Annotated in this window: 22 protein-coding genes, 1 other RNA gene and 1 pseudogene; 2 read left to right on the top strand and 22 right to left on the bottom strand. The window is 57.5% G+C overall.

Features of this window, described 5'->3' with window-relative positions; translation table 11 throughout:
* Window positions 1-2: 2 nt before the first annotated feature.
* The 20 genes and pseudogenes from H3U90_RS00920 to H3U90_RS00825 form a co-directional block, all read right to left on the bottom strand.
* Entirely contained in the window at window positions 3-2,714 is a 2,712-nt protein-coding gene (locus H3U90_RS00920; protein ID WP_232340539.1) for an ABC transporter permease, read from the bottom strand.
* On the bottom strand, window positions 2,708-3,409 hold the full coding sequence (locus H3U90_RS00915) for an ABC transporter ATP-binding protein (RefSeq protein WP_198176675.1): 702 nt from the start codon (window positions 3,407-3,409) through the stop codon (window positions 2,708-2,710). Before H3U90_RS00915 ends, H3U90_RS00920 begins: the two co-directional genes overlap by 7 nt.
* A 281-nt stretch (window positions 3,410-3,690) precedes the next feature.
* Window positions 3,691-4,302 (bottom strand): hypothetical protein, encoded by a 612-nt coding sequence (locus tag H3U90_RS00910; protein ID WP_198176674.1) that lies wholly within the window; start codon window positions 4,300-4,302, stop codon window positions 3,691-3,693.
* Between the two features lie 131 nt (window positions 4,303-4,433).
* A complete protein-coding gene (locus H3U90_RS00905; RefSeq protein ID WP_232341305.1) occupies window positions 4,434-4,874 on the bottom strand; it encodes a recombinase family protein in 441 nt (146 codons plus the stop codon).
* Between the two features lie 39 nt (window positions 4,875-4,913).
* A pseudogene (locus H3U90_RS00900) lies at window positions 4,914-5,326 on the bottom strand (recombinase family protein); the annotation flags it as partial.
* A gap of 126 nt (window positions 5,327-5,452) precedes the next feature.
* A complete protein-coding gene (locus tag H3U90_RS00895) occupies window positions 5,453-6,574 on the bottom strand; it encodes an HNH endonuclease family protein (RefSeq protein WP_198176671.1) in 1,122 nt (373 codons plus the stop codon).
* Window positions 6,574-7,662 carry an adenine-specific methyltransferase EcoRI family protein gene (locus tag H3U90_RS00890; protein ID WP_198176670.1) on the bottom strand — a complete coding sequence of 363 codons (1,089 nt, stop codon included), beginning with the start codon at window positions 7,660-7,662 and terminating at the stop codon, window positions 6,574-6,576. Before H3U90_RS00890 ends, H3U90_RS00895 begins: the two co-directional genes overlap by 1 nt.
* Window positions 7,663-7,893: a hypothetical protein gene (locus H3U90_RS00885; protein WP_198176669.1), complete on the bottom strand. Its 231-nt coding sequence runs from the start codon at window positions 7,891-7,893 to the stop codon at window positions 7,663-7,665.
* Window positions 7,894-7,985: 92 nt separating this feature from the next.
* Window positions 7,986-9,026 (bottom strand): adenine-specific methyltransferase EcoRI family protein, encoded by a 1,041-nt coding sequence (locus H3U90_RS00880; protein ID WP_198176668.1) that lies wholly within the window; start codon window positions 9,024-9,026, stop codon window positions 7,986-7,988.
* Window positions 9,027-9,276: 250 nt separating this feature from the next.
* Window positions 9,277-9,834 (bottom strand): ParA family protein, encoded by a 558-nt coding sequence (locus tag H3U90_RS00875; RefSeq protein ID WP_198176667.1) that lies wholly within the window; start codon window positions 9,832-9,834, stop codon window positions 9,277-9,279.
* A 391-nt stretch (window positions 9,835-10,225) separates the two neighbouring features.
* A complete protein-coding gene (locus H3U90_RS00870; RefSeq protein WP_198176666.1) occupies window positions 10,226-11,752 on the bottom strand; it encodes a relaxase/mobilization nuclease domain-containing protein in 1,527 nt (508 codons plus the stop codon).
* A complete protein-coding gene (mobC, locus tag H3U90_RS00865) occupies window positions 11,752-12,276 on the bottom strand; it encodes a plasmid mobilization relaxosome protein MobC (RefSeq protein ID WP_332460565.1) in 525 nt (174 codons plus the stop codon). Before mobC ends, H3U90_RS00870 begins: the two co-directional genes overlap by 1 nt.
* A 341-nt stretch (window positions 12,277-12,617) precedes the next feature.
* Window positions 12,618-12,923: a hypothetical protein gene (locus H3U90_RS00860; RefSeq protein WP_198176664.1), complete on the bottom strand. Its 306-nt coding sequence runs from the start codon at window positions 12,921-12,923 to the stop codon at window positions 12,618-12,620.
* 28 nt (window positions 12,924-12,951) lie between these two features.
* The gene (locus H3U90_RS00855) at window positions 12,952-13,902 is read right to left on the bottom strand and encodes a hypothetical protein (RefSeq protein ID WP_198176663.1); all 951 of its coding nucleotides are present in this window, start codon (window positions 13,900-13,902) and stop codon (window positions 12,952-12,954) included.
* Between the two features lie 3 nt (window positions 13,903-13,905).
* Window positions 13,906-14,844, bottom strand: coding sequence for a phage/plasmid primase, P4 family (locus H3U90_RS00850; protein ID WP_198176662.1), 939 nt, complete (start codon window positions 14,842-14,844; stop codon window positions 13,906-13,908).
* Entirely contained in the window at window positions 14,748-15,674 is a 927-nt protein-coding gene (locus tag H3U90_RS00845) for a hypothetical protein (protein WP_198176661.1), read from the bottom strand. The genes H3U90_RS00850 and H3U90_RS00845 overlap by 97 nt, the downstream gene beginning before the upstream one ends.
* Window positions 15,675-15,787: 113 nt before the next feature.
* Window positions 15,788-16,009, bottom strand: a complete 222-nt coding sequence (locus H3U90_RS00840) for a helix-turn-helix transcriptional regulator (RefSeq protein WP_198176660.1) — start codon at window positions 16,007-16,009, stop codon at window positions 15,788-15,790.
* 1,082 nt (window positions 16,010-17,091) lie between these two features.
* Window positions 17,092-17,490: a transfer-messenger RNA gene (gene ssrA, locus H3U90_RS00835) on the bottom strand.
* A 113-nt stretch (window positions 17,491-17,603) separates the two neighbouring features.
* Window positions 17,604-18,548: a LysR family transcriptional regulator gene (locus H3U90_RS00830; protein ID WP_198176659.1), complete on the bottom strand. Its 945-nt coding sequence runs from the start codon at window positions 18,546-18,548 to the stop codon at window positions 17,604-17,606.
* A gap of 232 nt (window positions 18,549-18,780) precedes the next feature.
* Window positions 18,781-20,403: an NAD-dependent malic enzyme gene (locus H3U90_RS00825; RefSeq protein ID WP_198176658.1), complete on the bottom strand. Its 1,623-nt coding sequence runs from the start codon at window positions 20,401-20,403 to the stop codon at window positions 18,781-18,783.
* A 301-nt stretch (window positions 20,404-20,704) separates the two neighbouring features.
* Here H3U90_RS00825 and H3U90_RS00820 point away from each other — a divergent pair, with 301 nt between their 5' ends.
* The gene (locus tag H3U90_RS00820) at window positions 20,705-22,180 is read left to right on the top strand and encodes a DASS family sodium-coupled anion symporter (RefSeq protein WP_198176657.1); all 1,476 of its coding nucleotides are present in this window, start codon (window positions 20,705-20,707) and stop codon (window positions 22,178-22,180) included.
* 106 nt (window positions 22,181-22,286) lie between these two features.
* Here H3U90_RS00820 and H3U90_RS00815 read toward each other — a convergent pair whose 3' ends face one another.
* Entirely contained in the window at window positions 22,287-23,186 is a 900-nt protein-coding gene (locus H3U90_RS00815) for a carbohydrate kinase family protein (RefSeq protein WP_198176656.1), read from the bottom strand.
* Window positions 23,176-24,453 carry an ROK family transcriptional regulator gene (locus tag H3U90_RS00810; protein ID WP_198176655.1) on the bottom strand — a complete coding sequence of 426 codons (1,278 nt, stop codon included), beginning with the start codon at window positions 24,451-24,453 and terminating at the stop codon, window positions 23,176-23,178. The genes H3U90_RS00815 and H3U90_RS00810 overlap by 11 nt, the downstream gene beginning before the upstream one ends.
* A 399-nt stretch (window positions 24,454-24,852) precedes the next feature.
* On the opposite strand from H3U90_RS00810, the gene H3U90_RS00805 reads away from it, so the two are divergent.
* On the top strand, window positions 24,853-26,856 hold the full coding sequence (locus tag H3U90_RS00805) for a glycoside hydrolase family 20 zincin-like fold domain-containing protein (protein ID WP_198176654.1): 2,004 nt from the start codon (window positions 24,853-24,855) through the stop codon (window positions 26,854-26,856).
* Window positions 26,857-26,921: the final 65 nt, after the last annotated feature.

Below are 26,921 nucleotides of genomic sequence, written 5' to 3'. Positions count from 1 at the left end.
GCTCATTCCACGCTTTTCAGCGCTGAGACAGGGTCGATGCGGTCCAAGGTAGGGTTGGTAAAGCACTGAACCACAAAGGTGAATGCCATTGTGGCACCAGCTGCGATCAGGTAGGAAACCGGCTTGATCTGAACAGCGAAATAGAGGGAAGGCATATTCAGGGCTGAAGTCAGCAGTCCGGCGACATACCGACCCAATGGTAGGCCCAGAACAATGCCCATCAGTGTCAGAATCAGCATCTCCTTATTGATATAGGTGTGGACCTCTCGGTCATGGAAACCTAGGACTTTGAGAGTGGCTATCTCCCTGGTGCGTTCGGATACGTTGGTCGAGGCCAGGGTGAATAGGACAGCCAGAGCCAGACCCCCAGCCAACGCTACGATTAGCATGACCACCGCGTACATCAGATCAAAGTTCATAGATCGCTCCATGTCGACGGTGCTGACGGCCGAGGCGACCTCCTGGTTTCGGCTCAGACGGTTGGCGTAAGAAACCTGTTGGTCGGGAGAGCCGGTCAATAGGGCATAGACTGCATTCATGGCAACTGTGCTACTGCTCTGGCTGGTTTTATCGAACAGACGCTGATAACACTCCGCTGTCAGATAGATGTCCGAACCGATCAGACTGCGGGAGACAGCGGCAACCCGCGTTTCCACCGTGTTCATATCCTTGTCGAGCAAGCGGATGGTCGATCCGGCGGACAAGCCTAGGGAATGAGCAGCCGATTGGGACACAATAGGACCCGTATCGCCCAGATGGAGGGTTTGAGCACGCCGATCCGTCGAACGCAGATTGACCATCTTGGAGAAAGCCGTCTCTTTGTCTTTCGGAACCACTATCAGTTGAATCGCCTCGGACTTCTGCTGATGAGAGTGATGCAGTTCAGCAGTCATCCGACTGGACTCTACCCGAATCGGCATCATCGAGCGCGTGCGGCCATCCTTTTGCAGCAGCTGATGCAGTGGGGTCAGATTGTTTTCTGAACTCACAGCAAGCAGATCATAGTGGTAGACATCATGAAACTGCCTGGGGCCCAGGGAATCAACCGTGTCGCTGATGGCCAATCCGCATAAAATCAGAGCCGTGCAGCCGGCCACCCCGCCAACGGTCATGATTAGCCGTCCCTTGAATCGGAAGAGATTGCGGGCCGTGACCTTGTTGAGGAAGGACATGCGCCGCCAGAGGGGTCCGATTTTTTCCAGGAAGATGCGTGCGCCCGCTTTGGGGGCCTTGGGTAGCATCAGTTGCGCCGGCGTCTGCCTCATTTCGTTGGCGCAAGCCACTGCGGTTGCCAGAAGCACTCCCACGGCGAACAGGGCAACTCCGAACGAGCCGTAAGCCCAGTCGTACGCCAAACGAGTGCCGGGCACGACATACAAATCGCGCAGAATCGTCAGCAGGAAGGCGGGGATGCCGATGAAACCTGCCAGATTCCCCAGCCCGCCGCCGATCAGGCAGGCAAGAAGAGCGAACAAGAGGTATCGGAGGGCAACGGGTATACGTCCGTAGCCCAAGGCCAGATGGGTTCCAATCAGTCCGCGGTCCTCTTCGACCATGCGAGTCATGGCTGTAAGGCTCATGAGCACGGCAACCGTTAAAAAGATTACAGGGAAGGCTCGGCCCAGAGATTGGATGGAGTCGATGTCGGACTTGAAGTCAGAGTATGAACCACTGGTCGCGCGAGTGTTGAGGTACCAGCGCACAGGCGGCACCAAGGTGGCAGGATCCTTAGTCGCCCCATCTGCTGTTTTTGACATGGTCTGATTTCCTGAGACAGGTTCAGCCGTCTGTAGGAATTGCCCCGTCTGCCTTGCTTGTTCGAGCTGCTCTTTGACATTGTCGACCAGCTCTTGGTGGCGGGCCTCTTGCCTGTAGGGCTGGACCTTATGCGCTATTTGGTCGGTCATCCGATTGACCGCGTCTTCGTAATCGTCGCTGAAGGTGTCCATCTGTTCGCTGCCCTGCATGCGTAGTGAAATGGCCGCATAGACTGGCTTCTGCTGTTGGTTTCCTGACTCGGCAGGTGCTTTGCTGGGCAGGAAGATGCGGTAATCGGATGTTGCGGTCCTGCGGAACCCTCCTGCCCGTCGACCCTGGGGATTGACCAGATCCTGTGGATCAAGAACGGTGCCGGTGATTGTCAGTTCAGAGGTGTTATCGGCAGTCTGGCTGGCATTGCGATCGCCCTCCAGCTGGATGTGACCTCCCAATCGCAGATGGCTATCAGTCAAGAATTTTTGCGTGACCGCCGCCTCTTTTTTGGACTGGGGCAGCCGCCCCGTCTGAAGATAGGGTTGGTTCAGACCGTGGGAGTGTAGACGGACCAGAGTCAGTTTCTTCTTGCTTCCGTTGACTTTTGTTTGTGCCTTCTGGAATTCTTCCGCCTGGGCCTTGCGGACATCGGGCAGCCGCCTGAGAGCCTGCAAGTCATCGTTAGTAAGACCGGAGGAGGAGACCACCTGTACGTCGTAGAGCCCCTGGGTCTTATAGAAGTGGTCGGCTCCCTGGTACATATCCTGGCAACCTGCCCAGATGCCCGTCAGAACGGCCACACCTAGAGCAGAGATGAGACCGATGGCCAGGAAGCGTTTCCAGCTGTGGAGCCAGGAGCGCAGCATGTCTTTGATGAAGGCCATGGGGAAACGAGCGTGGCTGACCTTGCCAATACCGTCAGCTCGTTTGTTCTGTCCAGGAGCTGTCTTGGCCGTTACCATTCAATCTCCTCAACCGGAGTGGGATGGTCGTTGACTTCCTGACTGACGACCTTTCCCGAATGGAAACGGATTAAATTATCAGCCATTGGCGCCAGAGCCGAGTTATGTGTGATGATCAATACGGTCATTGACTGTTGTCGGCATATGGTTTGCAGGAGGTCCAAGACCTCACGCCCGGTTGTAAAATCCAGGGTGCCTGTAGGCTCGTCGCACAGGAGGATCTTGGGTCTTTTGGCGATTGCTCGTGCAATGGCCACCCTCTGCTGCTCACCGCCTGACAGCTGCGACGGAAAGTTGTCCATGCGGTCTTTAAGACCAACGTCTTCCAAGGTTCGAGCCGGGTCAAAGTGATCAGCGCAGATCTGCGAGGCCAATTCAACATTCTCAAGAGCTGTCAAGCTGGGGACCAAGTTATAGAACTGGAAGACGAATCCGATGTCGTTGCGTCTGTAGTCGATTAGTTCATGATGGTCCAGGCTGGTTATCTGCCGGTCGCCCACGGATACCTGACCAGAGATGGCGGTGTCCATGCCGCCCAGAATGTTGAGCGCGGTCGTTTTCCCTGCGCCTGATGCGCCCAAAATAATCGTCAGCTTCCCCTGATCGGCTGTGAACGAGGCCTGGTCCAAAGCTTTGATGACTGAACGACCAGAGGGATAGGATTTGACGACTGAGTTGAACTCGATATAAGCCATACTCCTCCTCGCAATACTGCTTTATCAAGGCTATCGTGAAAAATGATTTTCATAGAGGGGCTCAAATAGAGGCGTGTACCAAGGCTTGTAACCATGTTCTTCATCTCTCAGATGAATCAGGGTTGCGTCAGTGTGCTTCCAGTCTTGAAGCACCGATTAGCCAATCAACAGCATGAGCACTTGACTGTGCTTTCTCAACAGAGCCATTCTGGATCTCGGCGATTGCTGAATGGATGCCGGCGAACAGGTGTCGGCCAGTAAGCAGTAGAGACACGCATGGTCTAAAGCGTGCAAAACAACAAAAGGGCCAGCCAAGTTGCCTCGGCTGGCCCTTGTCGTGTGGAGCTGAGGGGGAAGCAGTCGAACTCAACGCTTCCCCCTTTAACAAAAGGGGATTCGTCGGTCCAATACTCATCCAGCGAAAACCAGTCCCGCCACGTGATTTCCTGCTTGTCGTCCTCAGAGAACCACATGCTCACGACGAGCTTATCATCGTACATATAGACCTTGTCCACGAAATACTCGAAAACTTGGTCTCGAATCTCCGGGTCGTTCACGTCAGCATGCAGGAACTTGTCGAAATACGCCTGAATGCTGTGCTTGTCCTCGCACAACGATACGCGGACGTTTTCCGTCTCTATGGCATCGTTCAGGGCACGCTTTTGCTCTTCGAGCTGCGTGAGACGTTCCGTCACCGTATCGCTGACCACACCCTTCTCGATGACCTTCACGAGGTTCGCAAGGCTTTTCTCCACTTCCTTGCGCTTCGCTTCCAGCGCTTCGAGATACGCGGTGTCGTTGCGGTTCTTCTCGTAATACTCCGCCGCATCCAGAGCGAGCGCCGTCACGTTCTCCTCGTCGTCAACGATGTTATGCAAGGCGAACAGCACCATGTCCTCTAAGTCCTGCTTGCGGGCCTTGTGCAGGTGGCACTCTTTCCTGCGCTGGGCGGAGCAATAGTAGTAGTAATACGTCCGTCCGGTCTTGCTCGTACCGGGACACGCCCTGCATGGTGCTCCCGCACTCACCGCAATAGAGCTTGCCCGTAAGCCAAATAGCGCGGAGCCTCGTTCTCGTCCATACCGTGCGCCCGCTGGGAACCCTTGCGCTTGTTCTCGGCGAACCGCCTTTGCGCCCTGTCGAAAGTCGCCTTGTCGACAAGGACGGGCATTCCGCCCTCGACCACGATGTCGCCGTGGTGATACTCGCCGATGTAGGCGCGGTTCTTGAGCATCTTGTTCAGCATGTTCACGCTGAACTTCGCGTTCCTCGGCGTGCGCAGGCCCTGCGCGTTCATCTCCTCGGCAATGGTCTTCAGCGGCTTGCCCGATGCGTATTCCCTGAACGCCCACTGCACGAACGGCGCTGTGTTCGGGTCTGGGATGTACTTCTTCGTGGACCTGTCCACGTCATAGCCGAACAGCTTATGGCCGTTGTACAGGGCGCGCTGCGCGTTGTAGTCCATGCCGCGCTGGATGTTCTGCGACAGCTGGCGGCTGTAATACTCCGCCATGGCCTCCATCAATCCCTCGATGAGGACGCCTTCGGGTCCCTCCGTCGGGATATTCTCGGCGAGCAGGTGAATCTCGCATCCCGCGTCGCGGATTTTCTTCTTCGCCATCGCCAGAACGTATTTGTCGCGTCCCAGACGGTCGGTCTTCCACATGATGAGGGTATGAGGACGGATTTTTGCGACTTCCGACAGCATCTGCTGGAACCCCGGTGTGCGTCCGTGGTGCCGGATATTGCCGCGTCCTCATACTCCTGCACGATTTTGAAGCCGTGCGCATCCGCCCAGTCGTGGACAAGCTCGCGCTGCTGGTCGATACTTGCGTCGTTCTGCGAGTGGGACGAAAAGCGATAGTACGCTATCGCAAGGTTGTTATCGTTCGGCGCGAATCTCTTCTTACGTGCCATAGGTTCACCCCCTCCCGTAATTTCTGCTTATAGGCTTTCACGTTAGTTCCTTCTATATGATGAATTGCGTAAATACGCATTTAATTATAAAGCTCGTCGCCCAAAAGAGCGACGGGCTTTATTGGCTTACTCCTGTGCACCTTTCTTCAGGTTGCAATCGCGACAGAGCATCTGGCAGTTATCGGGTGTTGTGTGCCCGCCCTTGCTCCACGGCTTGATATGGTCGCCGTGCATCTGCTCGAACTCGAACTCCTCGCCGCAGATGGCGCACTTGTGACCCTGGCGCTCGTATGCCTCACGCTTCGTACGCTGGTCGAACGCGCGGATGGACAGCGCCTTCTCGTTCCCCGTCAACAGGTACTCATAGACGCCAGACTTTTTCTGTACGTCCTCATCCGCCATCAGTGCGCTCACTCGCTCCTCAAGCGCCTTCGGGTCGAGGTCGCGACGCTCATGATGCTCGTTATAGAACAAGCCCCACGGGAGACCCTTCATCTCCTTGCGCTTCTTCGGGAACACAGCCTGTACCCACTCGATAACCGAGCGGAAGTAGCTCCACAGGGCCTGTGCCGTCGGGTCGTTCTGATGCTCCGCCATATAGCCCTCGATGGACTTGCCCTCGGCGGAAGCGGCCCAAGAGATGGCCGTCTCCAAGAACTCCTGACGGATGCTCGAACCCTTCAGGTAATCGTCCGCGAGCGTAGACACCGCACAGCCCGTCTTCGAGAAATAACGCTTGGCGTCGGACACCCATGGACCCGCATACACCGCGTTGCGCAGTTCTTGGTCGGTAAGCTGTTCACCTGCGATGTTGATGATGCGGAACCATTCCAGCTTCTCGGAATCCGTTCCCTCGCAGACGTACACGAACAGCTCGTAATCGAGAATCTGCTTCTGCCTATCGCCCGGCAGGTTGTAGAAATACTTGTCGTCCACGGAGAACGACCCGTCAACGTACTCGCACAGCGAGATAGTACGCTGCTGGCCATCCAGAACCTCGTACCTCGGCTCGTCCGGGTCGTCCTCGTACTGCTCGCCTCGGTCAACCCAGTACATGACGTTGAGAGGCAGGCCCTTCATCACGGTACGGATGACCTCATCGCGCTGCTTGTCCTTGTAGACGAACTCACGCTGGTACTTCGGACGGATGTCCAGCTGGTCGTCGTAGCCGACAACGCCTTCCTCGGCGTCGTTGAAATATCCTTCGGTGACCTCACGAACAGTCACCTTGCGCTCTTCGATATGCATTACTGCTGCACCTCCTTCGGCTGCTCAGGATGCTTGTTGCGTACAACGATACGCGCAAACGGACGTTTATACGCACCGTTACCATCTTGGTATTCAAGTTTGGTACGACCCTCGTGATTTCGAGTAATAGAAATCTCTTTAGCTAAATCGCCTTCACCCAATCCGATAATCTCGAACTGCTCAGGGTTATAGCTATCGAGAAAGTTAATCGGCACGCCCATAGCACCGGCATAGTCACACGGGATATCGCTAACATGCGCTACGTCAATCCCATCGAAATTCGTATATGAGGGATACTTTTCGGGCGCATAGCGCTGGAAAAGAATCAACTCCTCGTGCCGCTTCTTGATATCTAAGTTCGTATACCAGCAGATATTTCCCATCTGCATGTATCGGCGACCGTCATCGCCAACTTTTATGCTATCGCTCTGATAGGAATCGGGCACGTAAAAGCGCTTCGGGTTTGTGGCACCAAGCCACATTTTGTTATCCCTGATTAAGGGGAACGTCTCTTTATACTTGCGCCCCTTGTCGGGACCGATGATGACAAAATCCTTCTTGAAATTCACTAATGTCGAAACGTACTGACGGAAAAGCGAAAACGGCGGATTTGTCACAGCTATGTCAGCTTCTTCCAGCAAACCCATGCATTCGCGACTTCGAAAGTCGCCGTCGCCATCAAGTTCAACAAGTTCGTTTTCCCCTTGCTTGAACAGCTCCGCGACGTCGAACATGTCCACGCCACCGTCCCCGGTCACGTCGTAGACCTTCGTTACTACGGCCTTGTACGGCTTGCCCTTCTTGTCTTCGTCACCGCCCACGACATCGAACAGCGAGAGTTGCTGCCCCATGATGGGTGACGTCGCATAGCACGTCGCAATCAGTTTCTTCAACCCAAGGCGGTTGAAGTTCAGCACGAAATATTTGAAGAAGTTGGACTCGAACGGGTCATCGCAGTTGCAAAGCACCGTCTTGTCCTTGAAGTGCTTGCGATAGTGGCGAAGCTCTTTCTCTATATCCGTAAGCTGCGTATAAAACTCGTCATTCTTGGCGTCCTTCGCAGCGCCAAGGCTCGAATTTCCAGCCACTTACTCGCTCACCTCCTCAAGATGCTCCTGTACCCACTCGTGGATGATTGCGGCAATCGTCGTCTCGCGCTCCGCAGCCATCATCTTGAGCGCCTTCTTGTCGCTCACGGTGAGCGACAACGAGAGCGTCGTGCGCTTCTCGTCAGCGGCCGTGTCGGCGACAACGGCCTTCTCTATCTTCTTCTGCTCGGCCTCACGGTCGGCAGCGTATTTCTCGAATATATTCGCCATGGCTCGACCTCCTTTAATCATTTACACATTTGTACAATTATACATCATAAAGGCGTATTTGTCTATACACAACACGCCTCTGACCTGCGCTTTTACAACTCAGGATGCTTGTTACGGATGAGAATACGCTTATACGGCGTGACGGGACTATCCTCAATCACATAATATAGATTGCCCTTAGCGGGCACCGTTCCACCCAACTTATCTAAATATTCCTTTCGATATCCCTTGACGCCGACCTCAACGCCAAAACTTCCACTGCCAAATCCCACTATCTCGAACTGGTCGGGGCAGTATTTGTCCAGAAACGTTATCGGTACTCCCATAACGCCGTCGTAATCAAACGGAATATCCGCAACCTTCGACACCTCGATAGCATCATAGTTGTCATACTTTGGATACTCATCCTCGTGTCCTGCATACTTCTTGACCAGAATCAGCTCTTCATGACGCTTCTTAATGTCAAGATTAGTAAACCAACGAGTCAAACCATTAACACGCTTCGTCATACCATCAGGTGTAAAAAACTCAGACGGTGATTTACTGCCAAGCCATACAAAATTATCCTTCAACAAAGGAAAGATTTCTTTGTATGTAATAGCATTTTTGTTGCCAATAATAATGAACTTCTTCCCGTATTCCATCAGGACGGCCACATACTCGCGAAACAGCGAGAACGGCGGATTTGTCACGACAATGTCCGCCTCATCGAGCAGTGCCAAGCACTCCTCGGAGCGGAAGTCACCATCACCCTCAAGCTCAGCCAATTCGTTCTCGCCAAGCTCGAACAAGTTACGGACATCCTCCATATCGACGCCGCCGTCCCCGGTCGTGTCATGCACCGTTGTGACGACCGCCTTATAAGGCTTCGCCTTGCCGTCACGGTACTCGGCAACAGCCGACCCCTCATAACACGTCGCAATTAGTTTCTTCAATCCGAGACGATTGAAGTTCAACACGAAAAACTTGAAGAAGTTGCTCTCGAACGGGTCGTCGCAGTTGCAGAGCACTGTTGCACCCCGGAAATGCTTACGATAATGACGGAGTTCCTTCTCGACGTCCGTCAACTGGGTGTAGAACTCATCGTTCTTCGCACGCTTTGCAGCGCCTAAATTACTGTTATTACCTGCCATTTCATGTCTCCTCTCGTCAGTTGACGGAGGAGCCACGAAAAAAGAGCGGCAACCGAAGGCACCTACCCCATGGATAGCCGCCTTCGTTCACCGCTCGTCACAAATCTGCGATTTCAGACGCTGTGCCCGTCCCAGACCGACCCGTCACAGTCGGTAGGTTCCTAAGGTCTTATAGGCTTGCCGCTCATGCCTTAACAGGGCTTATACTCGTGAACTCCGTCATTCATTTTTTACTTGATTCATCAATTACTTATTCCTTCGGGAATCCCGCAGCCTCGCGCACCGTGTCCACCAGAGCAAGAGTCGCCTTCGCAGCCTTGCCGCGTCGGTCGAACTCGACCACGGACTTGCCAGCAGCTCCCGCCTGAACGAACGCCTCGGACTGGGGCAGCGTGGCCACCGTCTGGTCGCCCGCCAGACCCTCGAACCACCCCATGAAGTCGCGGGACGCCTTGAAGCGGTTCCACCCGTTCATCACGTAGACAATCTTCGCGCGACCGTTCTTGAACACCGCCTTGCGCATGCGCATCAGCGGCTCGATGTCCTTCGACGTGGTTCTGGTCGGGATGACCACCACGTCCGCCTCCTTCAGCCAGTCCGACAACGCCTCCTGCAATGCCCCCGGCGTGTCCACCACGGCGACCTGCGCACCGTCCGCCTCATGCGTCTTGTGCAGCGTGCCGCCCTGCGTGTCCAAGTCGTAGAAGCTCACGGGGATGCCGGAGCGCTCGAAGGAGAAGGCAATCTCGTCGGCGACCAAGGACTTTCCAACGCCGCCCTTCTGATTGCATACCAAAATCGTCTTCATATCCTCAGCACGCTATGTATTTAATTAATTATGTATTTCCATGTTTAATTATATGAGCCGACAAATGCGTATTCAACTGCCACTTTTGGGGCTTTATCTGGGCTTTTGCTGGTCTCCAAACGGGCTTCACGCCCTCGCTTCGCTCCGTCCGCTCCGCCACGTTTTCCGAATCAACTCATAAACGAGCGGGCGGCGAAAACCCCGATTTTCCGCTCCTTGCATGTACGTCCGTCAACAGCCCTTCTGAAGGTCTCTTCGTAGCCCGTGAGCGGGGACTGGGCACCGTTGGACGAGATTTTCCACGCACTTCGGGACCAGCTGGGACTACGTGCCAGCGCCTGAAATCCATTGAGAAAGGGAGCAGCTTGACGCTGCTCCCTCATCTTTTTGGCTACTCGCCGAACTGCGTGTCTTTGCCCGCCGACCTCGGAGTGCTTGGGCTGACACTTCGCGCCCTGGCATAGCGCGCCTGCACGGTCTTGGCACGCGCCTTGGACTCGCGCTCGTCCTCGTTGGACAGCGCATTTTCCGCTACCTTGAGGCGCTTCTCGGCATCCCACATGTTCTTGCGGGACTCGTACACGCGCTTCTCCGCCTCCTCGCGCTGCCTGCGGCGTTCCTCCGCGAGCACCTGCTGAATCATCATGCGCAGCATCATGGCTGTCATGTCGGCCATCATGCGGGACACGGGGTCCTTGGCGTTGCGCCCCGCCTTGGCGAACACGTGCATGCCGGCCAGAAGCCCCGGGCACGGGCTTTGCAGGGTGTCGAGCGCCTCCTTGGAGGCATGGAACTCGCGCCTTGCGGCGTCCACGTCCTTGCGCAGCTTCGCCAGCTGCTCGTCCGGGTGATTGCCCGCCTCGACAATCTGCTGATAGCGCTCGTCCATGAAGGGCTTGCCCTCCTCGCGTGAGCGGTGGATGTGCGCCTTCTGAAGGTCGGACGCCATCTCCGACACGTCGGACTGGTCGAGGTCGTACACGTCGAGAGCGGAATCCGTAGAGGGCTGCTCCTCCGGTTCTGCCGTCTCGGGCACGTCGGGAAGGACTTCCGGTGCCGGGGCGTCCTGCTCCTGCGCCTCAAGCCCGCGCTGCTTCTCCTCGAAGTGCGCCTCGACGCCCTCGCGGGTCAGGTCGTCGGCGAGGTTGGAGGCACGGCGCCCTCTCTTGCGCTTGCTCTTTCCGTAGAGGTCGTGGGACTTGTAGCTCCAGCCCACGGTCTCCTCTCCTGTCTTCTTGTCAACCTTGCGGGTCTCGGTCAGCTCGACGTCGCGAATCTTCAGCTCCTCAAGGAACTCCTCCATGTTGTTCGCATGGTTGCGGGCGTCCTCCACGCGGTTGCCCAGAAGGCGCTCGAAGGACTCGATGCCGAACTGCTCCTTGCGCTCGGCCCATGTGGTCTTCTCCTTGGCGGGTTCGGGACCCACGACGGTGAACCCCATCTCGCGGCTCAGCCGGTCGTTCTTGCGCTTCACGGTCGCGTGGTCGGTGCCGTGCGCGATGGCCGTGCCGGATACCAAATCATGGTTCGCGATGGTCGCATGAACGTGCACGCAGCCGCACTCGCCGTCGGTGTGGACCGTGACCCAGCAGGGAGCGTTCGGGGCTACCTCCTTGCACAGGAGGTAGCCGTATTCGCACGCCCGCTGGATGTCCTCGGGGCTGTCCCTGGAAAGCTCTTCGGGGGACCACGAGACGCGCAGCTCATAGCCCTCGTTCAACCTCGTCCCCTGACTCTGCCTGCGCAGGGCGGAGCAGAACCGGATGAAGTCCTCGCGGGTGCCCATGTCGCCCATCTGGGCGGCGATGCGGTTCGTCCCCTCGCGGATATTGCGCGTGCGCTTCTTGCCCTCTCCGAGTTCCGTGTACGACATGCGTCCACGGACGTTCGGCAGGGGCTGGATATGCGTCGTTGACATCAGCTTCCACCCCAGCCAAAAAGAATCTTCTCGCCACGCTCGCCGTACCAGTAATCGCACAGCTCCTGTATCCTCTCGGGGACGTCCGGGTCACGCCACAGCAGGGACATGGCGGTGAACACATCCTTGCCGAAATCGGTGCGCAGGCCGTCCACCTCATCGGTCAGCTTCAACAGCTCGCCACGCACCTCTTCGAGACCCGTCTTACACTCGCCGAGCACGCCCGAGGGGAGCGAACCCGGATGCGACTTGGACTCCGCGTTCAGCACCCGCGCAATCTGGTTCACGTTGACGCCGATGTGTTTTGCCTCGGATGCCATACGCTCCGCATCGGCGTTCCTTGTCACAACGTACGTCGGTTCAACATCCCCGCTCTGTACCTTCTCCACACAACTGCGGAGAAATGCGGAGCGGGTCATCTTTTTCTCGGAGCAAATCGCGTCCAGCGCGGCAAGCGCCTCGTCCGAAAACCGAACCTGAACCGTGCGCCCCTTGTTCGGTTTCTTAGCCGCATGACGGCGCACGCGGCTGCTCCTCATATCTAAACTCACACCCACGTAAAACACCTCCTTTTTTAATGCAACGTGTGCGTTGATTTTTCGACAGCAAATTCGACACTAAAAAAGGAGCGAGCATGGGACTTGTCCCTACAAAACTTCGGATTTTTCTACTGCGTCGAAAAATCCTTCGTTTTGTCGTTACACGTCCCGCTCGCGAGGGGGCAGTTTTCACTGCCCCCTTCGAACCCCCAGATGCGCCCTGTTCCCGACCAGCTTTCACCGACGACTCGGCGAAGCATCCCATTCGGAACGGGGCACCCCGGACACCCCTTGCGGGGTGCCGGATAGGAGGCACGACTGCCTCGCTACATGCCCTCGCCATAGCCCGTCACGGGCATAGGCTCGCGTCCGTCCGGGACGGTCGTGCTACCCGAATCGGACGCGACGGGCGCGCCGTTTCGGGCAGGGGAGGCACCCTGCGAAGGTGCCTTCTCGGTCAAGAACTTGTGCAGGTAGCGCCCTGCCTTGCGCATGTCGGTGACGCTCATGTCGCCCAGCTCGGGACAGCTCTCGTACATCACCTTGCCGATGTGCTTGAAGCACTCGTCACTGCGCTGCTGCATCTCCTCAATCGCCTTGTCGATGTCGGAAATCTTCTTCTTAGTGCTCATGATTTACTCCTCCTTGTTAGTGAAATAGCTACTGCTCCACAGCCGAAGTCGGCTGTGCATCTACGAACATTTGGGAACCATCAACAGAACCATCGAGAGTGAAATTGTCCGGGTAACTTATATGGATGACAGCATCAGAACCAGCAAACACAACCCAATCATCCATATCCTCGTCGGCCTGATAAGGATGACCATTGGTCGTATAAGTGAACGTTGTATCCTCAGTCATGGGATAATTCGCGATGTCTCCGTATGTAATCGCTGATGCAATCTGTGCAGTCAAATCGGCCAGTTCACTCTCGCTCAGATTGAAAGCAGCTGCATTCGAACAGAACGTGTCGTAGCTAAGACCGTGTTCCTCAAGAACAGTGCGAAGCTCGTTATCGCGAATTGTATATTCACTATCAACATCAACAACAGCCATACCAATACCGCCACGCACATCAAAATAGTCAGGTATGGTGTTGTACTTGTTCGTCTTATCGGGAGCGTTTGCATCGTACGCACCACAAGCGATGCTCAAAACGCCATAGTGGGCATCCGACTTTATCGCGATGAAATACTCACCGTTGATAAATACATCGGGACGCTCAAAGTCAATCGTGCCAGCCTCATGAGAGGTTGCCACATAATGCGCGTTCCCAGTGCGCTGCGCATCTGCCGCATCGTGCACCGCCGTGGTGAAGTTCATTGCATCACCAAGTAAATCAGTGCCAAAGCTGAGAAGTTTCGGCCCAAGAAATACAAGCGCGGCAACAATCACCGCCACACCGGCAATCTTGCGCACAACATCAATCGCATCAATGTTTCGCTTCGGCTTATCCTTCTTAGGCGGTACAGTACCCGAGGGCGGCGACGGAACAGCGGAAAGCTGCTCCGTCACATAGTCGTTGTACGCCCGCTGTTCTTCGGGCGTGAGCGTCCCGTGCTTCGCCTTCAGGCGAAGTCGAGCCAGCTCATCAGGCGTCAAATTGCTCATGATTTATTCCTCCTTGTTCGTTGAATCAGTTATTGCTGCATCTTCCGAAGCGGCCACGCCTACGCGAACGAGACCGCGAGTGCGTTTTGAACCGTGATACGAGCGGGAGCGACTTGCATTCGTGCCTCGATATCCCTGCTCCTCCCACTCAAAGACGCCATACATGCCAACCAGCCCCTCAGGCGTTTCGTACATCTCGTCGGGGATGGAAACCGGATTGTCCGAATAGTCCCAGCCCTCGTAATCGGAGATGATTTCCTTGACGTCGTTGATGAGCGATTTGCGACTCTGGCATCGTCCGCTCGGGTTGTTGCGAATAAACCAATGGCGATACAAATCGAATACGAACTGCCATGGCAAAACGTCCCATGTCGCCCGTATTAGGATGTCGTCAAGGAACTGGCGAACCGGGTCGTTCGTCAGACGGAACTCATCCAGAAGCTCCAAGCAAGCCTCCGGCTCATCAAGCTCGTAGTAGTCCGTTTCGGCGAGCACGTGGTACAGCACGTATTCGAGAACGTCCTTGCGGCGCAGGTAGTCGTCCTTGATGTACTTGCGCTCCTTGCCTTGAAAACGCTTCTTGAACGGAATCACCAGCAGGCGGCGGAGCATGGATTCGGACTTATCTCGAACCTTCGGAATCTCGTTGACGCACTGCACCATGAAACCGTTGAAAAGCACGTCTCGCGGGTCGCGGTTCTTGCGGTTCATCTGGAACGGGTCGCCCGTGATGATGCTCTTGAGCGACGCCGCGTCGTCCACGAACGTGCCCGTGTCGTTCTCGTCGGTGATAATCACGGACGCATGCATCAGCGACGTGAGCATGAAATCCTTGCCGAAGTTCTTCAGCGGAATGGAAGTCCAGTCGCCCGGTCCGCAAAGATTGCGAAGCAGGGTGCAGAGCGTGCCCTTGCCGTTGTTGCCGGAGGGGAATAGAGCCATGCGGATTTATTCCAGCTCACATACGGACGAACCGTTGCGCCGATAATCTGCCATAGAAGCGCAACCACATCGGGGTCGTCGGACAGCTCGTTCATCCACGACGCGACGTCCCAGTCCGTGCCGTCCTCGTCGTTGTGGATGACGGGGTTCTGGGCGTGGTCAACGAAATCGACGTGCTTCTTGCTCGTGAAGACGAACGCAGGGTCGAACGCCATCAGAATCTTGTTGCCGTAATCGTAGATGCCGTTGTTCACGGCGACCAAATCGCGGTCGCGACAGCGCTCCACACGAGGGCAAATCGCGCGAAGAGTCTCGATGGTCTCATTTACGTCCTTGATGGTGCCCGTCTTGCAATAGCTGCGGATAAGGCTCTTCAGATTCTGCTCGCCAACGTCATAGCAGCCCTCGTTGTCGCCTCTGTACTGGTAAATGCCGATATCAAAGTTGCCGTCGTCATGCGAGTTGTTCCAAAGGATGCCCACCGCATGGTGCAGCTTGTACAGGATGATGGCAATCTGCAAGGTATGGAGACCCGAAAGGCGCTTGTAGCGCTCCGCGCCCTGCTTCTGGTCGGGATAGGCATCCCTCTGCTTCGCACCGGGACCCGCGTTCGGGTCGCGCTTGCCCAAGTTGTACGCGTCGATGCAACGGTTCGTCAGCGTCAGAAGCTCGAACTTGAGCGTATCGCGCGAAGGCGGGTTCTCGGGGTCGATGCCCTGCAGATAGAACAGCGTCGCATACTCCAACAAATCGTCGTTCGCGATAGTCTGCTCGGAGCAGAACGACACGATGTCCGCTGCACAATCATCGGGAAGAAAGGGTCCTGTCAATTCCTCTTGAATATCAGGCGTATCTGTGCTAAAATACTTATTATGGATTTGGCCGTCCCGGAAGCTGTGCAGGCGTCGGGGCGGTTTTCTTTTACCTCCATGTTCTCACCTCCTTAATTCGTCAGTTCGACGTGCTTCACGTTCGCGTTCTTCCACGCCTCAACGTCGTCAATCTTGTAGCGAACTGCGTTTCCTACCTTGTAGTAATTCGGCCCCTTGCCCTGACAACGCCAGACGCAGAGCGTCCCCGCGCTCGAACCGAGGAACGCCGCCACCTCGCGCGTCGTCATGTAAGAGGGATTTACCTCTTTTACTTGCTTCTTTCCTTTAGCCATAACCAGCCACCTCCATGTTCAAAGTCCTTTTCGCGAAACAAAAAAAGCTCCCGTGGAAACCAAAGAAGGACAGAGGCGCAAAGCCTTGTCTATCTCGGTTTCCACGGGAGCTTCGTGTTCGTTATTTCGCCCGTGACGCACGGCCTATTCGACCGAGCGCTCGGCTCCTATTCCCGGTAGCAACCCCGCATCAAGGACGGGACGGGTGCTGAGCCATTCATCTATACATATTTCGTTATACGCTATTAAGGCAATTAAAGCAATATCAATTTTCCCGTCGCCGCAGGTCAGAGCCTATTTCCGCTCATTTATGGGCAGAAATCGGTTCAAATAATCTTCTGCCCGCGCCCCTCCTGAAAAGTCGAGGCAGAAGAAGCACGCCAAGGAAAAGGGTGCCCTTCCGACGTGCGCTGCACACCTTCGACACGCCATGCACACTTCGCTGCACACCAAAAGTACGTCATAGTGTGCAGGCGATTTCTCGTGTTTATGGGCTTTCCCGATGATTTCTTGCCTCCCTGCACGCCATGCACACCTTTTTTCCAATGACATATATATACGCGAACGAGGTATAAATTTTTGCCATATATAAGACTTGAAAAATGGTGTGCATAGTGTGCACTAACCCTAAAAACCCTGATAAATCAGGATTTAAGCTGCACACTATGGCCAAAAATGGTGTGCAGGATAATGTGCATGGTGTGCAGGATAGTGTGCATGGTGTGCAGGGTAGCGTGCACGAACGACGGAACGCACAAATAGGCTTAGCATGCCAAGCCCATGCCGCATCCCTTCTGTACGTTCACCCACATCCAACTGCCGCCCGCAGGGCGGCCACCCTTGCATCGAGCGGACGCGAGATGCACATGGTCGAATATCCTCCGACCGCTTCAGAGGCGTTTTAAGGCACGAAAAAAGCCCGAGGGGTACACGAGTACCCCAACGGGCTTAAAACGTCTCAGAACGAAAAATACAGCGTTTCGTATCAACGAAAACGGAAAGGGGACGCCATCAGGCGTCCCCCAACCTCTACACAAGCGCAAACTCATTCTTGTAAAAGAAGAGTTCGACGCTTCCTCTTCTGGTGGAGCTGCGGGGAATTGAACCCCGGTCCGGTGACCGCACCCTCAGTCTTCTACGTGCGTAGTCTGCTGGCCTTTGTGGCTATCTGTCTGCCCCCACCTGTGTCGCAGACAACCGGTGGCGGGCATAGCCGCAGAAAAAGTCCCCGAACCGCCCTGTGGCGCGGCAGTCCAGGCAAGTCTTCTTAATGACGCTCAGCATCCCCCCGAAGGCGAAGGGGAGTGAACGGAGCAGCTGCTCACTGGTTAATCCTGGCGCGAAGCTCAGGCAGCGAGAGCGAACTCAGTGCGGTTAGATTTAGCACTTGTTGTTTGCGGGAGGACATTAACGAGCGGACCCCCGCGTTCTCGGCACGCTTCCCTGCGACGAACAGGTCACCGTCGAAACCGATCAGCCCCAATCTTGAATTATCAAGCTCTGCCGGTGCCATTGCGGACCAGCCTCGTCAGTATACAACAGATGGACGTTATAGTTATTCCCGCTTCTCCTTGGGCATTGATTCCAATTCTGGTCAAGCCATAGAGCCCAGTCGACTGGTGGCATAATCGCTGAAGGCGTGCACCTCCTCCACGTCCTCGTGGAAAGCCTCCCGCTTGGTGTCGTTGAAGAGGAAGATGTTGAAACGAGGCATGTCATCCCCGGCGAAGGGGATGAAGCGCAGGCCGTCGCCAGGGTGTACGCCAGCAGCAGTGATCAGGCTGCAGACCAGCCCGGATGTGGTCACCATTTTCAGTGTTTCCACGTCGGAGACCTCGATCAGATGACTGACTGGTTCAGATAGGTGAATCAGCCGTTCCGCTGCCTGGGCATGGACGAAATCACGGTTGAGGGTGGCGAAGGGAACGTCCCCCGGAAGCATGGCCAGATCCTCGGGATGCAGACTGGTCATTCCTGCCGTACCCAATCGTTCGACCATGGACTGAGTGCAGACCATGCCGAAGGGGAAGGATGCCAGCTTGGTCGTTTCGACGCCATCCACGCTCAGCGATTCGTCGACGCTTGCTACAGCCCCGTAGTCCACACGGTGGGCCTCTATTTGGTCCAGCAGTTTTTGAGATCCTATGGTTTCTACGGTCGTGCTCTTGTCTGGGCCACACTGCTCTTGCTGCCCTTGTCCGGAGCTCAGCAGCGATGAGATGATGGGCGGCAGGCCTATGGTGCGCCGTCGAATGCCGGTCCGCGCAGCCAAGGCCTCAGGCAGGGAGTTGATCAGATCCAGGGCCTGTCCGACATGCTCCACCACTGTTTTTCCGGCCTGGGTGAGCTGTGTGCCGTCACCTGCTCCGAATCGTTGACGTAGGACCAGCTTGGTTCCCAGGCGCTTTTCCAGTCTTCTGATGGCCTGCGAGACCGCAGGCTGGGAGATGCCCGCCTCCAACGCGACATCGGTGAAACTGCCGTACCGGGCCAGCATGGTAAGCAGCTCGAGGTCGCGGACATTATCCATATAGGTCATGAGCCGCTTCCCTTGATTGTTGCTCAGATTAGTATTGCTTATCCGTCAACTCTGGCGAAAGACTACTTATTATTAGACTATCATCGTTAGCTGGACTTGAGAAGATTGACCCTTGAGAATATTGACAGGGCCCGACTTATGATTGGGGCCCGGTCGCCACGATCATAGGTTATGAACTGTGACGGCCGGGCCCCAATCTCAACATCGCAAGAGGCGAAGGTGCCGGTTTCGCTCAGGCATCATAGTGCCACTGGGCCTTGGCCACGGCGGCGTCCACATCCTCAATCGGCTCCCGGTTCAGACCCTCCTGGACGGCCTGTTCAGCCACAGCTGTGGCGACCCGGCGCGAGATCTCCTTGAGGTCGGCCACCGGCGGCAGCACGGCGGTTCCGGGCTTGTCCACGTCGATCATGTCGGAGATGGCGTAGGCTGCGGCCAACAGCATCCCCTTGGTGACCAGCCGTGCCTTGGCGACGATGGCCCCGAAGCAGATGCCGGGATACATGAGGGCGTTGTTGCCCTGTCCGATGGAATAGGTGACCCCCTGGTAGTCAACAGGCTTTGAGGGGGTGCCGGTGATGACGAAGCCGCGGCCGTGGGTCCAGGCGATTACATCGGCAGCCTTGGCCTCGGCCAGTTCCGTGGGGTTGGAGATGGGGCAGATCAGTGGTCGCTCCACATGCTTGGCCATGGCCTCGACAACGTCCTGGTTGAAGGCTCCTGCCCTGGTCGAGGTGCCGATGAGCACCGTGGGTTGGAAGGCGTCGACAACCTGTGCCAGCGAGGTCTTGTCGGTGACTGAGGCGAATTCATCCGGCTTGCGGGCATATCGTGTTTGGCCCTCGGTAAGATCGTCCAGACCCTGCTCAATCAGACCCTGACGATCGAAGAGCAGAACCCTGCTGCGCGCAGTCTCTGAATCCATGCCTTGGCGGATGATCAGGTCGTCCACAATCTGATCGGCGATGCCCACGCCGGCGGTCCCTGCGCCGAAGACCATGATCCTGGTGTCCTTGGGGTCGGCTCCGGCGATTTTTCTGGCGGCGATCAGAGCGGCCAGTACGGTCACGCCGGTGCCCTGGATGTCGTCGTTCAAGGTCAGGATCCGGTCCTGGTAGCGCTTGAGGACAGGCGCCGCCTCGGGCCTGCCGAAGTCCTCCCAGTGGATCAGGGCCTCCGGATAGCGCTGCAGGACCTGCTGGACGAAGTCGTCGATGAAGTCGTCGTAACGCTGGCCTCTGACCCTGGCGAAGTGGTTGCCCACATAGTCCGGATTGTCCAGCAGGGCCTGGCGGTTGGTGCCGACGTCCACCATCACCGGCAGAACGCGAGAGGGATCGATTCCGGCAGCAGCGGTGTAGACCGCCAGCTTGCCCGTCAGGATCTCAGCCCCCTGGGCGCCCCAGTCGCCGATGCCGAGAATGCCTTCCGCGTCGGTGCAGACCACCAGGTCGATGGGTCGGTCGCCGGCGTACTGGTCCAGGGCGTCGCCGATCCCCTCGGGGTGATCGATGGAGATGTAGGCCACGTCGCTGCCTGAATAGAACTCGTCGTAGCGCTGGATGGATTGGGCCACGGTGGGGGCGTAGACGATGGGCATGTACTCGGTCAGGTGCTTGTCCATGCTCCTGTAGAAGAGGCGACGGTCGGTGCGGCAGATGCTCATCAGGTAGAGCCGCTTGTCCAGATCGGTGGGCTGGGCCAGGAAGCGGCGGTAAACGATGCGCTCGCGCTGTTCATCATCCTGTACGGCAGCAGGCAGCAGCCCGTCCAGCTTGAGTTCGCGCCGTTGTTCATAGTCGAATCCCAGTCCTCGGTTGGCATAGGAATCGTTGATGGTATCGAATCCTGTCATGGTCTCACTTGTCCTTCACGATTGGGGCCGGCCGCGTTGCCGGACCTCTGCAATCAGCCTAGAAAAGCCCTTGGCGGCCCGGCAAATAAGCATTGTCTATATGTTCTTAAGTCCCTATCGCCGGTCTTCGACGGGTCTTTTATGTCATCAACGGCTGCCGGTCATGGCCTTCCCCATATAGGCAGCGCTTATTTGTCGCCCCTGCCGCCTGCCGCATAGCATAAGTCCACATGAGCAAGCCGACGAAGAGGTCGGCGGTTTTCAGGCGGTCATACGCCGGACCATGAGCGAAGGAGCAATGATGGGTGAAACAGTACGAACAGGCGGGGGCGGGGGAGACCCCAAGACGGGAGCCAGGCAGCCGTTCAATACGGGCCAACTGGTCAAGGCTCTGATCTGCGTAGCGGTAGGGCTGGTCATCTTCCTGATTCCGCCACCCAAGGGGTTGACCGCCCAGGGTATGCACATGCTGGGAGTCTTCGTGGGCACCATCCTCGGGCTGATTCTGCAGCCTCTGCCCACATCGGCGGTGGCCATCATCGGCATGACCGTGGGGATGCTGACCGGGGCATTGGACCCCAAGAAGGCGGCCTTCAACGGGCTGGGCAGTGCCTCCATCTGGCTGATCGTGGCGGCCTTCTTCATCGCTCAGGGCTTTGTTTCCACCGGACTGGGCCGCAGGATCGCCCTGGTCTTTCTTTCCCGATTGGGCAAGTCCAGCCTGGGCATAGCATACGGGCTCTCGGCCGCCGACCTGGTCCTGGCTCCGGCCACCCCGTCAAACACGGCTCGCCTGGGCGGCATCCTTTTCCCGATCATTACATCAATCAGTGATGTGCAGGATTCAAAGCCGGACACTGATGAATCCCGGCGACGCATCGGCGCCTACCTGGCGATCACGGCCAACAACGTCAACGCCATTACATCGGCCATGTTCCTGACGGCTATGGCGGCGGGCCCGGTCGTAGGACAGCTGGCCCAGAAATTCCATGTGGACATCGGGTGGGGCACCTGGGCCCTGGCCGGCATAGTGCCTGGCCTGCTCTGCCTGATTCTCATTCCCGCCCTGATCTACCGCATCTTCCCGCCCACCCTGCGGAACGTGCCCCAGGCTCAGGAGGATGCCAAGGATGAACTCAAGGGACTTGGTCCGCTGAGCATGCACGAGTGGATCATGGCCGTGACCTTCCTGGTCATGCTGGTCCTCTGGGCCACCGGATCGGTGATTCACATCAACTCCACCACCGTGGCCTTCCTGGGCGTGGCCGTGCTGCTGTGCACCAAGATCATCACCTGGCAGGACATGGTGGCCAACAAGTCGGCCTGGTCCACACTGATCTTCTTTGGTGTTCTGGTAGGCATGGCGGAACCGCTGAACACCCTGGGCGTCACCACTTGGGCGGGGGAGATCATCGCCGGACTGGTCAAGGGCATGCCCTGGGTGTTGGTCCTGATCATTCTGACGATCTTCTACTTCTTCATCCACTACATGTTCGCTTCCGAGCTGGCCCAGGTGGCGGCCATCTACACGCTCTTCGTCAGCGTGGCCGTGGCTGCCGGGGTCCCGGCCATGCCCGCTGCGCTGATGCTGGGATGCGCCAGCGGTCTGATCGGCGCCATGACCCATTACGCTTCCGGACCGGCGGCTTTGATTTACGGTGCCGGATACGTCAAGACCTCCGAGTTCCTGCGTATTGGTCTGATCTGCGGACTGGTGACCGTGGCCATCTTCCTGACCGTGGGTCTGGGCTGGTGGCGGCTCATCGGCATCTGGTAAATCCCGATACCGTAGATATAGGTTTGGTGTAGCTATAAGTTTGGTCCCGTCCTGTCGACAGTTCGACGGGCGGGACCAAATCATGTTCAGAGGGAGAGGTGGGGGATCATTGACCCTGCTGGCCCAGGTAGTCGGGGATATGCTCGGGATATTCGGGCCAGGCGCCTGGCTGGGTGCAGACGAAGGCGGCGGTGTTGACGGCAGCCCGGTGGGACTGGGTCAGGGAGGCTCCCAGCAGGCGGTTGATGGCGAAGGTGCCGGAGAAGGCATCGCCGGCCCCGACCGTGTCGGCCACAGTGATTTCAGGCGTGGGCAGGTGGGAGGACTGGCCGTCCGCCAGATAGATCGTGCTGTAGTCGTTGCCGGCGGTCAGCACGATGGTATCCAGGTGCCACTGGTCCATGAACCAGCGGCAGAGTTCGTCGTCGGTGGCTCCGGGCACACGGAACATGTCGCGCAGGGTGACCAGTTCCTCGTCGTTGAGTTTGAAGACCGTGGCCATGTCCAGAAGCTCCTGGATCAGATCCTTGCTGTAGAAGGTGCCGCGCAGGTTGATGTCGAAGAAGCGCATGGCATGGCTCTTGGTGTGGCGCAGCACCTGCAGGCAGGTTTCGCGTGACTGGCTGCTGCGCATGCTCAGCGTGCCATAGCAGACCGCATCGGCCTTGCTGGCCAGACCGGCCAGGTCATCCGTGTATTCCAGATGATCCCAGGCCACGTCGGGCTTGAAGACGTACTGGGGGATGCCCTCGTTCAGCTGGACCTCGACGGTGCTGGTGGGGTGGTCGTTATGCTGCAGGACGGCATCGACGCCGGCCTCCTGGACTGCCTTCTCAAGCTCGCGGCCCAGGTCGTCGCGTCCAACGGCGCTGATGGCATAGCCTTCCGCCCCGTTCTTTGCGGCGTGATAGCTGAAGTTGACCGGTGCGCCACCGGCCCGCTTGCCTGTTGGCAGGACGTCCCAGAGGATCTCGCCGATGCTGAGGACCACGGGTTTACTGGTCATGGTGTTCCTTTCCTGATGACGGACGATGTGCCCGCCTTGTGCTTGTTGATTTCACAGCTGTGCGGCCCATGCTGGCCGGGTGTTCCAAAAATTGGCTGGCAGCCACTGCGGCGGCCCCGGTCAGCGTGGCGTCGGCAGGTAGGTTGGAGAGCAGGATCTGCGTGTGCTCTCGTAGACCAGGCAGGGCTCGCTGGGATACTATGGCCCGAACCCGCTCCAACAGGCGGGTACCGGCGGCGGCCACCATGTCTCCGATGACGATCTGGGCGGGGTTGTAGGCGTTGACGATGGTCACGCAACCATAGCCCACATAGTCGGCTACCTGATCCACCAGGGTCCGGGCGGCTTGCTGGCCGGAGCGGGCCTGGTCGAACAGACTTGCGCAGGCCTTGGCGTGGGTCATGGCCTCGACTCCAGGGAAGTGATCCCGTATATCCGGCTGGCGCATTCGGCGGTGGATGGCTACCGACGAGCAGTAACATTCCAGGCAGCCGCGGTTGCCGCATTCGCAGGGCAGGCCATTCAGATCGATGCTGACGTGGCCTATCTCAGTGGCGGCGCCCTGGCTGCCGTCCACCAGGGCGCCCCTGTCGATGACTCCCAGTCCAACGCCTTCGCCCACCAGGAAGTAGGCCATGCTGGATGCGCTTACATGGGGGTCGAACAGGCTCTGGGCCAGCGCACCGGCTCGGGCATCCTGCTCGATGAAGGTGGGTACGCGGAAGGCCTGGCCGAATTCGTGGATAAAGTCCACCCCACGCCAGCCTGGCATGCTGGTGACCAGGGCGATGCGGCCGGTATCGCGCAGGTAGGGGCCCGGAACGGCCATGCCCACGGCCACGATGGCGGGGTTCGCCTCAAGTTGTCTTTCCACTCGGGTCCTGACCTCGGCGACGGCGCCGGGGATGTCGTCGGGGTCGACGGGGGGCAGCTCCTCCGAGTCCAGCAGACGGCCGCTGATGTCGAACAGTCCGATGCTGACCAGGCTGCGGGCGAACTTGACGCCGATGACCTGGTAGCGGTCGGCGTTCAGGGCCAGGCCGATGGATCGACGGCCGCCCTCTGAGTCCATGCTGCCGGTCTCGCTGATCAGGCCCAGGCCGATCAGACGGCCCACCAGCTTGCCCACGGCAGCCGGCGTCAGATTGAGGTCCCGGGCCATCTGGGCTCGTGAACTGGTGCCGTGCTGGTGCAGGTACTGGACGATGCGTGACTGGTTGAGCTCGGAGAGGGCCTTCGGTGTGCTGGCGTATGGACTGCCGTGCATGTCAACCTCCTCCTTGAGTGGTGCAGGCACGCGAACCTCGCACACTTTATGAACAACGTTTATATATTAACACCGTTTATTATCCTTGTGCAACATGCTCCCATCCGTGCAAGTTATCCCGACCGAGGCAATTTCATTCTTGGCTGCGGCATCATCAACCATGAAGTTCACCAGCCCCTGCTCCTTCGCCAATTCGCCAATGCGTTGGATCACAGGTTCTTGCGGGCTCGTCGGCCTGTGCGAATGCTGCCTATGCGACTGATATTCGGCACTGCCGGAATCTCTCCTCGTCCCCGGCGTATGGGTAGGCTGATGCGGTGGCCATCGATGGCCATGGCTGGAGCATGTCGGTGATACTGTCGTCAGCGGCATCAGCCTGTTTCTGGAAAGGTCTGGAGCATGAGTCTTGATATTGGTATCGACGCCGTAGCCGATCCGTCCAGGGAGCGGCTGTTGGCCCTGATTCCCCGGCCGCTCGACTTGCAAAGGGATCAGGGCCAACTGCTGTTGCCGGTGGCAAGCGGAATTGTCTGCGGTACAGCAGTTGACCAGGAGCTGGGTTCCGTCCTGAGTGGCCAGTTGACAGATACAATTAAGCAGGCCACGGGGATGGTCTGGGATCATTCGCGCGGGCAGGCTTGGACTGGCGCGGTCAGTCTGGATCTGGACCAGAATCTCGGTCCCCAAGAGTATCTTCTGCGCATCGCTGATCAGGGGGATCGCCGGCCGATTGTCGATATCCGCGGCGGCGACGGTCAGGGACTGCGATGGGGGGTACAGACCCTTCGCCAGATCATCATGCAATGCGGTCCGGTGCTTCCCGCCCTGCACATCCAGGACCGCCCCGCCTATCCAACGCGCATCTACAGCCTGGATGTGACCCGCGGTCGGGTGCCCACCATGGACTGGCTGCGGCACTGGGCGGACATATTGGCCCTGTATAAGTTCAATCAGCTGCAACTCTACATTGAGCACACCATGGCTTTCCCGGGCATGAGCGAGGCTTGGAGGGGCACAAGCCCCCTGGAGCCCGGGCAGATCACCGACTTCGATGACTATTGCGCCCGCCTGGGCATCGAGTTGGTGCCTTCGATCTCCACCTTCGGCCACCATTACACCAGCCTTCGCACTCGCGGATTCAGGGATCTGGGCGAGTTTCCCGAGCAGGCGGACCGGCCATACTCTTTCATAGAGCGTCAGGAGCATCACACCATCAATGTCAACCACCCACAGGCTCTGGCATTCTCTACAGGGCTGATTGACGCCTATGCGCCGCTTATGCGTACGCGAAACTTCAATATCGGCGGAGACGAGACCTTTGATCTGGGCAAGGGGCGTTCGCGGCAGGACGGTTCCAGCAAGGATCCTGCTGACATGTATGCCGACTATCTGATCAGCCTGTGCGATCACCTGCATGCACAGGGCCGCCATCCCATGTTCTGGGGCGATGTCGCTGTGTCCATGCCCAAGGTCCTGGACAGGTTGCCTAAAGACTGCACGTTGCTCAACTGGCTCTACGACCCACAGGTGGAACCTGACAAGGTTGCCCTTGTGGCCTCGACAGGGGCCCGGCAGGTAGTCTGTTCGGCCGTTCACGCCTGGAATCTTCTCCTTCCCGCAATTGACGATGCATGGAGCAACATCAGCCGTCTGAGTCGATACGGGATCCAGTACGGTGCAGTTGGGGCCATGGTCACCGATTGGGGCGATTACGGGCACATCAATGATCCGCGCATGAGCTTGCCCGGTATGTCCTACGCTGCCCAGTGCTTCTGGAACCCCGATGACGATGATCGAGCCCAGGTGGATAGGGATATGGGCCTGCTGATTTATGGGGATGCGACAGGGGACTATCTGCCGGCACTGATCCAGGCGGGCTCCAGTGCGGTCTTTGGTTGGGAGGATATGGTCCGCTACTGGGAACTGGATGACGGCCATGGGGGCCTCAACCAGGATGTGGCTGATTTCCTGGCCTCTGCATTGCCAGGCATGAATGGGCTAAATTCATCTGCCGATGTCAGGGAAGCACGCCGGAATATGCTCATGGCTTTGCGTAATCGTTTTGAGCAGGTGGATCAGCGTGACGCTCTGCTGGTCGACGCTGCTGCACGCATGGGAAGAGCCGTCGCAGAATGCCGGGCTGATGCGCGCAGAACTCTACAGGCTCAGTTGATGGCTGTCCATGGTCAGCGCCTCTTCAACGCGCTGGGTCGCAGTCTGGCCGTTCGCCATGGCGTTCTGCCTGGAGCTAAGGATGCCATGGCCGACGGGGACTTGGCCGATGCTTTGGAGATCTGGTTCGAGTCTTACGCCACGGTCTGGCGTCAGGTCAGCCGCGAATCGGAGCTGGGGCGGATCGCCTCTGTGATCTGGGGCTTCGCCGACATTCTACGGAAGGGATGAACTCCTGATTAGATCGGTCGCGATGGTCATATTGAAAGATGGGAAAAATGCGAGAATGACCATCA

It is taken from the genome of Bifidobacterium sp. W8103, assembly GCF_016100775.1.
In the GTDB taxonomy this organism is placed as follows: Bacteria; Actinomycetota; Actinomycetes; order Actinomycetales; family Bifidobacteriaceae; genus Bombiscardovia; species Bombiscardovia choladohabitans.
The sequence above is the reverse complement of the archived record's forward strand: the minus strand, read 5'-3'. Positions and strand labels throughout refer to the sequence as shown.

Excerpts from the sequence above, each read along its gene's own strand:
- H3U90_RS00815 (WP_198176656.1), bottom strand. The coding sequence starts at position 23,186 with ATGACCAGTAAACCCGTGGTCCTCAGCATCGGCGAGATCCTCTGGGAC.
- H3U90_RS00810 (WP_198176655.1), bottom strand. The coding sequence starts at position 24,453 with ATGCACGGCAGTCCATACGCCAGCACACCGAAGGCCCTCTCCGAGCTC.
- H3U90_RS00920 (WP_232340539.1), bottom strand. The coding sequence starts at position 2,714 with ATGGTAACGGCCAAGACAGCTCCTGGACAGAACAAACGAGCTGACGGT.
- H3U90_RS00830 (WP_198176659.1), bottom strand. The coding sequence starts at position 18,548 with ATGACCTATATGGATAATGTCCGCGACCTCGAGCTGCTTACCATGCTG.
- H3U90_RS00880 (WP_198176668.1), bottom strand. The coding sequence starts at position 9,026 with ATGGCAGGTAATAACAGTAATTTAGGCGCTGCAAAGCGTGCGAAGAAC.
- H3U90_RS00860 (WP_198176664.1), bottom strand. The coding sequence starts at position 12,923 with ATGAGCACTAAGAAGAAGATTTCCGACATCGACAAGGCGATTGAGGAG.
- H3U90_RS00915 (WP_198176675.1), bottom strand. The coding sequence starts at position 3,409 with ATGGCTTATATCGAGTTCAACTCAGTCGTCAAATCCTATCCCTCTGGT.
- H3U90_RS00840 (WP_198176660.1), bottom strand. The coding sequence starts at position 16,009 with ATGGCTAAAGGAAAGAAGCAAGTAAAAGAGGTAAATCCCTCTTACATG.
- H3U90_RS00885 (WP_198176669.1), bottom strand. The coding sequence starts at position 7,893 with ATGGCGAATATATTCGAGAAATACGCTGCCGACCGTGAGGCCGAGCAG.
- H3U90_RS00805 (WP_198176654.1), top strand. The coding sequence starts at position 24,853 with ATGAGTCTTGATATTGGTATCGACGCCGTAGCCGATCCGTCCAGGGAG.
- H3U90_RS00820 (WP_198176657.1), top strand. The coding sequence starts at position 20,705 with ATGGGTGAAACAGTACGAACAGGCGGGGGCGGGGGAGACCCCAAGACG.
- H3U90_RS00905 (WP_232341305.1), bottom strand. The coding sequence starts at position 4,874 with ATGGACTACAACGCGCAGCGCGCCCTGTACAACGGCCATAAGCTGTTC.
- H3U90_RS00910 (WP_198176674.1), bottom strand. The coding sequence starts at position 4,302 with ATGGTGCTGTTCGCCTTGCATAACATCGTTGACGACGAGGAGAACGTG.
- H3U90_RS00850 (WP_198176662.1), bottom strand. The coding sequence starts at position 14,844 with ATGGCTCTATTCCCCTCCGGCAACAACGGCAAGGGCACGCTCTGCACC.
- H3U90_RS00870 (WP_198176666.1), bottom strand. The coding sequence starts at position 11,752 with ATGTCAACGACGCATATCCAGCCCCTGCCGAACGTCCGTGGACGCATG.
- H3U90_RS00855 (WP_198176663.1), bottom strand. The coding sequence starts at position 13,902 with ATGAGCAATTTGACGCCTGATGAGCTGGCTCGACTTCGCCTGAAGGCG.
- H3U90_RS00825 (WP_198176658.1), bottom strand. The coding sequence starts at position 20,403 with ATGACAGGATTCGATACCATCAACGATTCCTATGCCAACCGAGGACTG.
- H3U90_RS00875 (WP_198176667.1), bottom strand. The coding sequence starts at position 9,834 with ATGAAGACGATTTTGGTATGCAATCAGAAGGGCGGCGTTGGAAAGTCC.
- H3U90_RS00895 (WP_198176671.1), bottom strand. The coding sequence starts at position 6,574 with ATGCATATCGAAGAGCGCAAGGTGACTGTTCGTGAGGTCACCGAAGGA.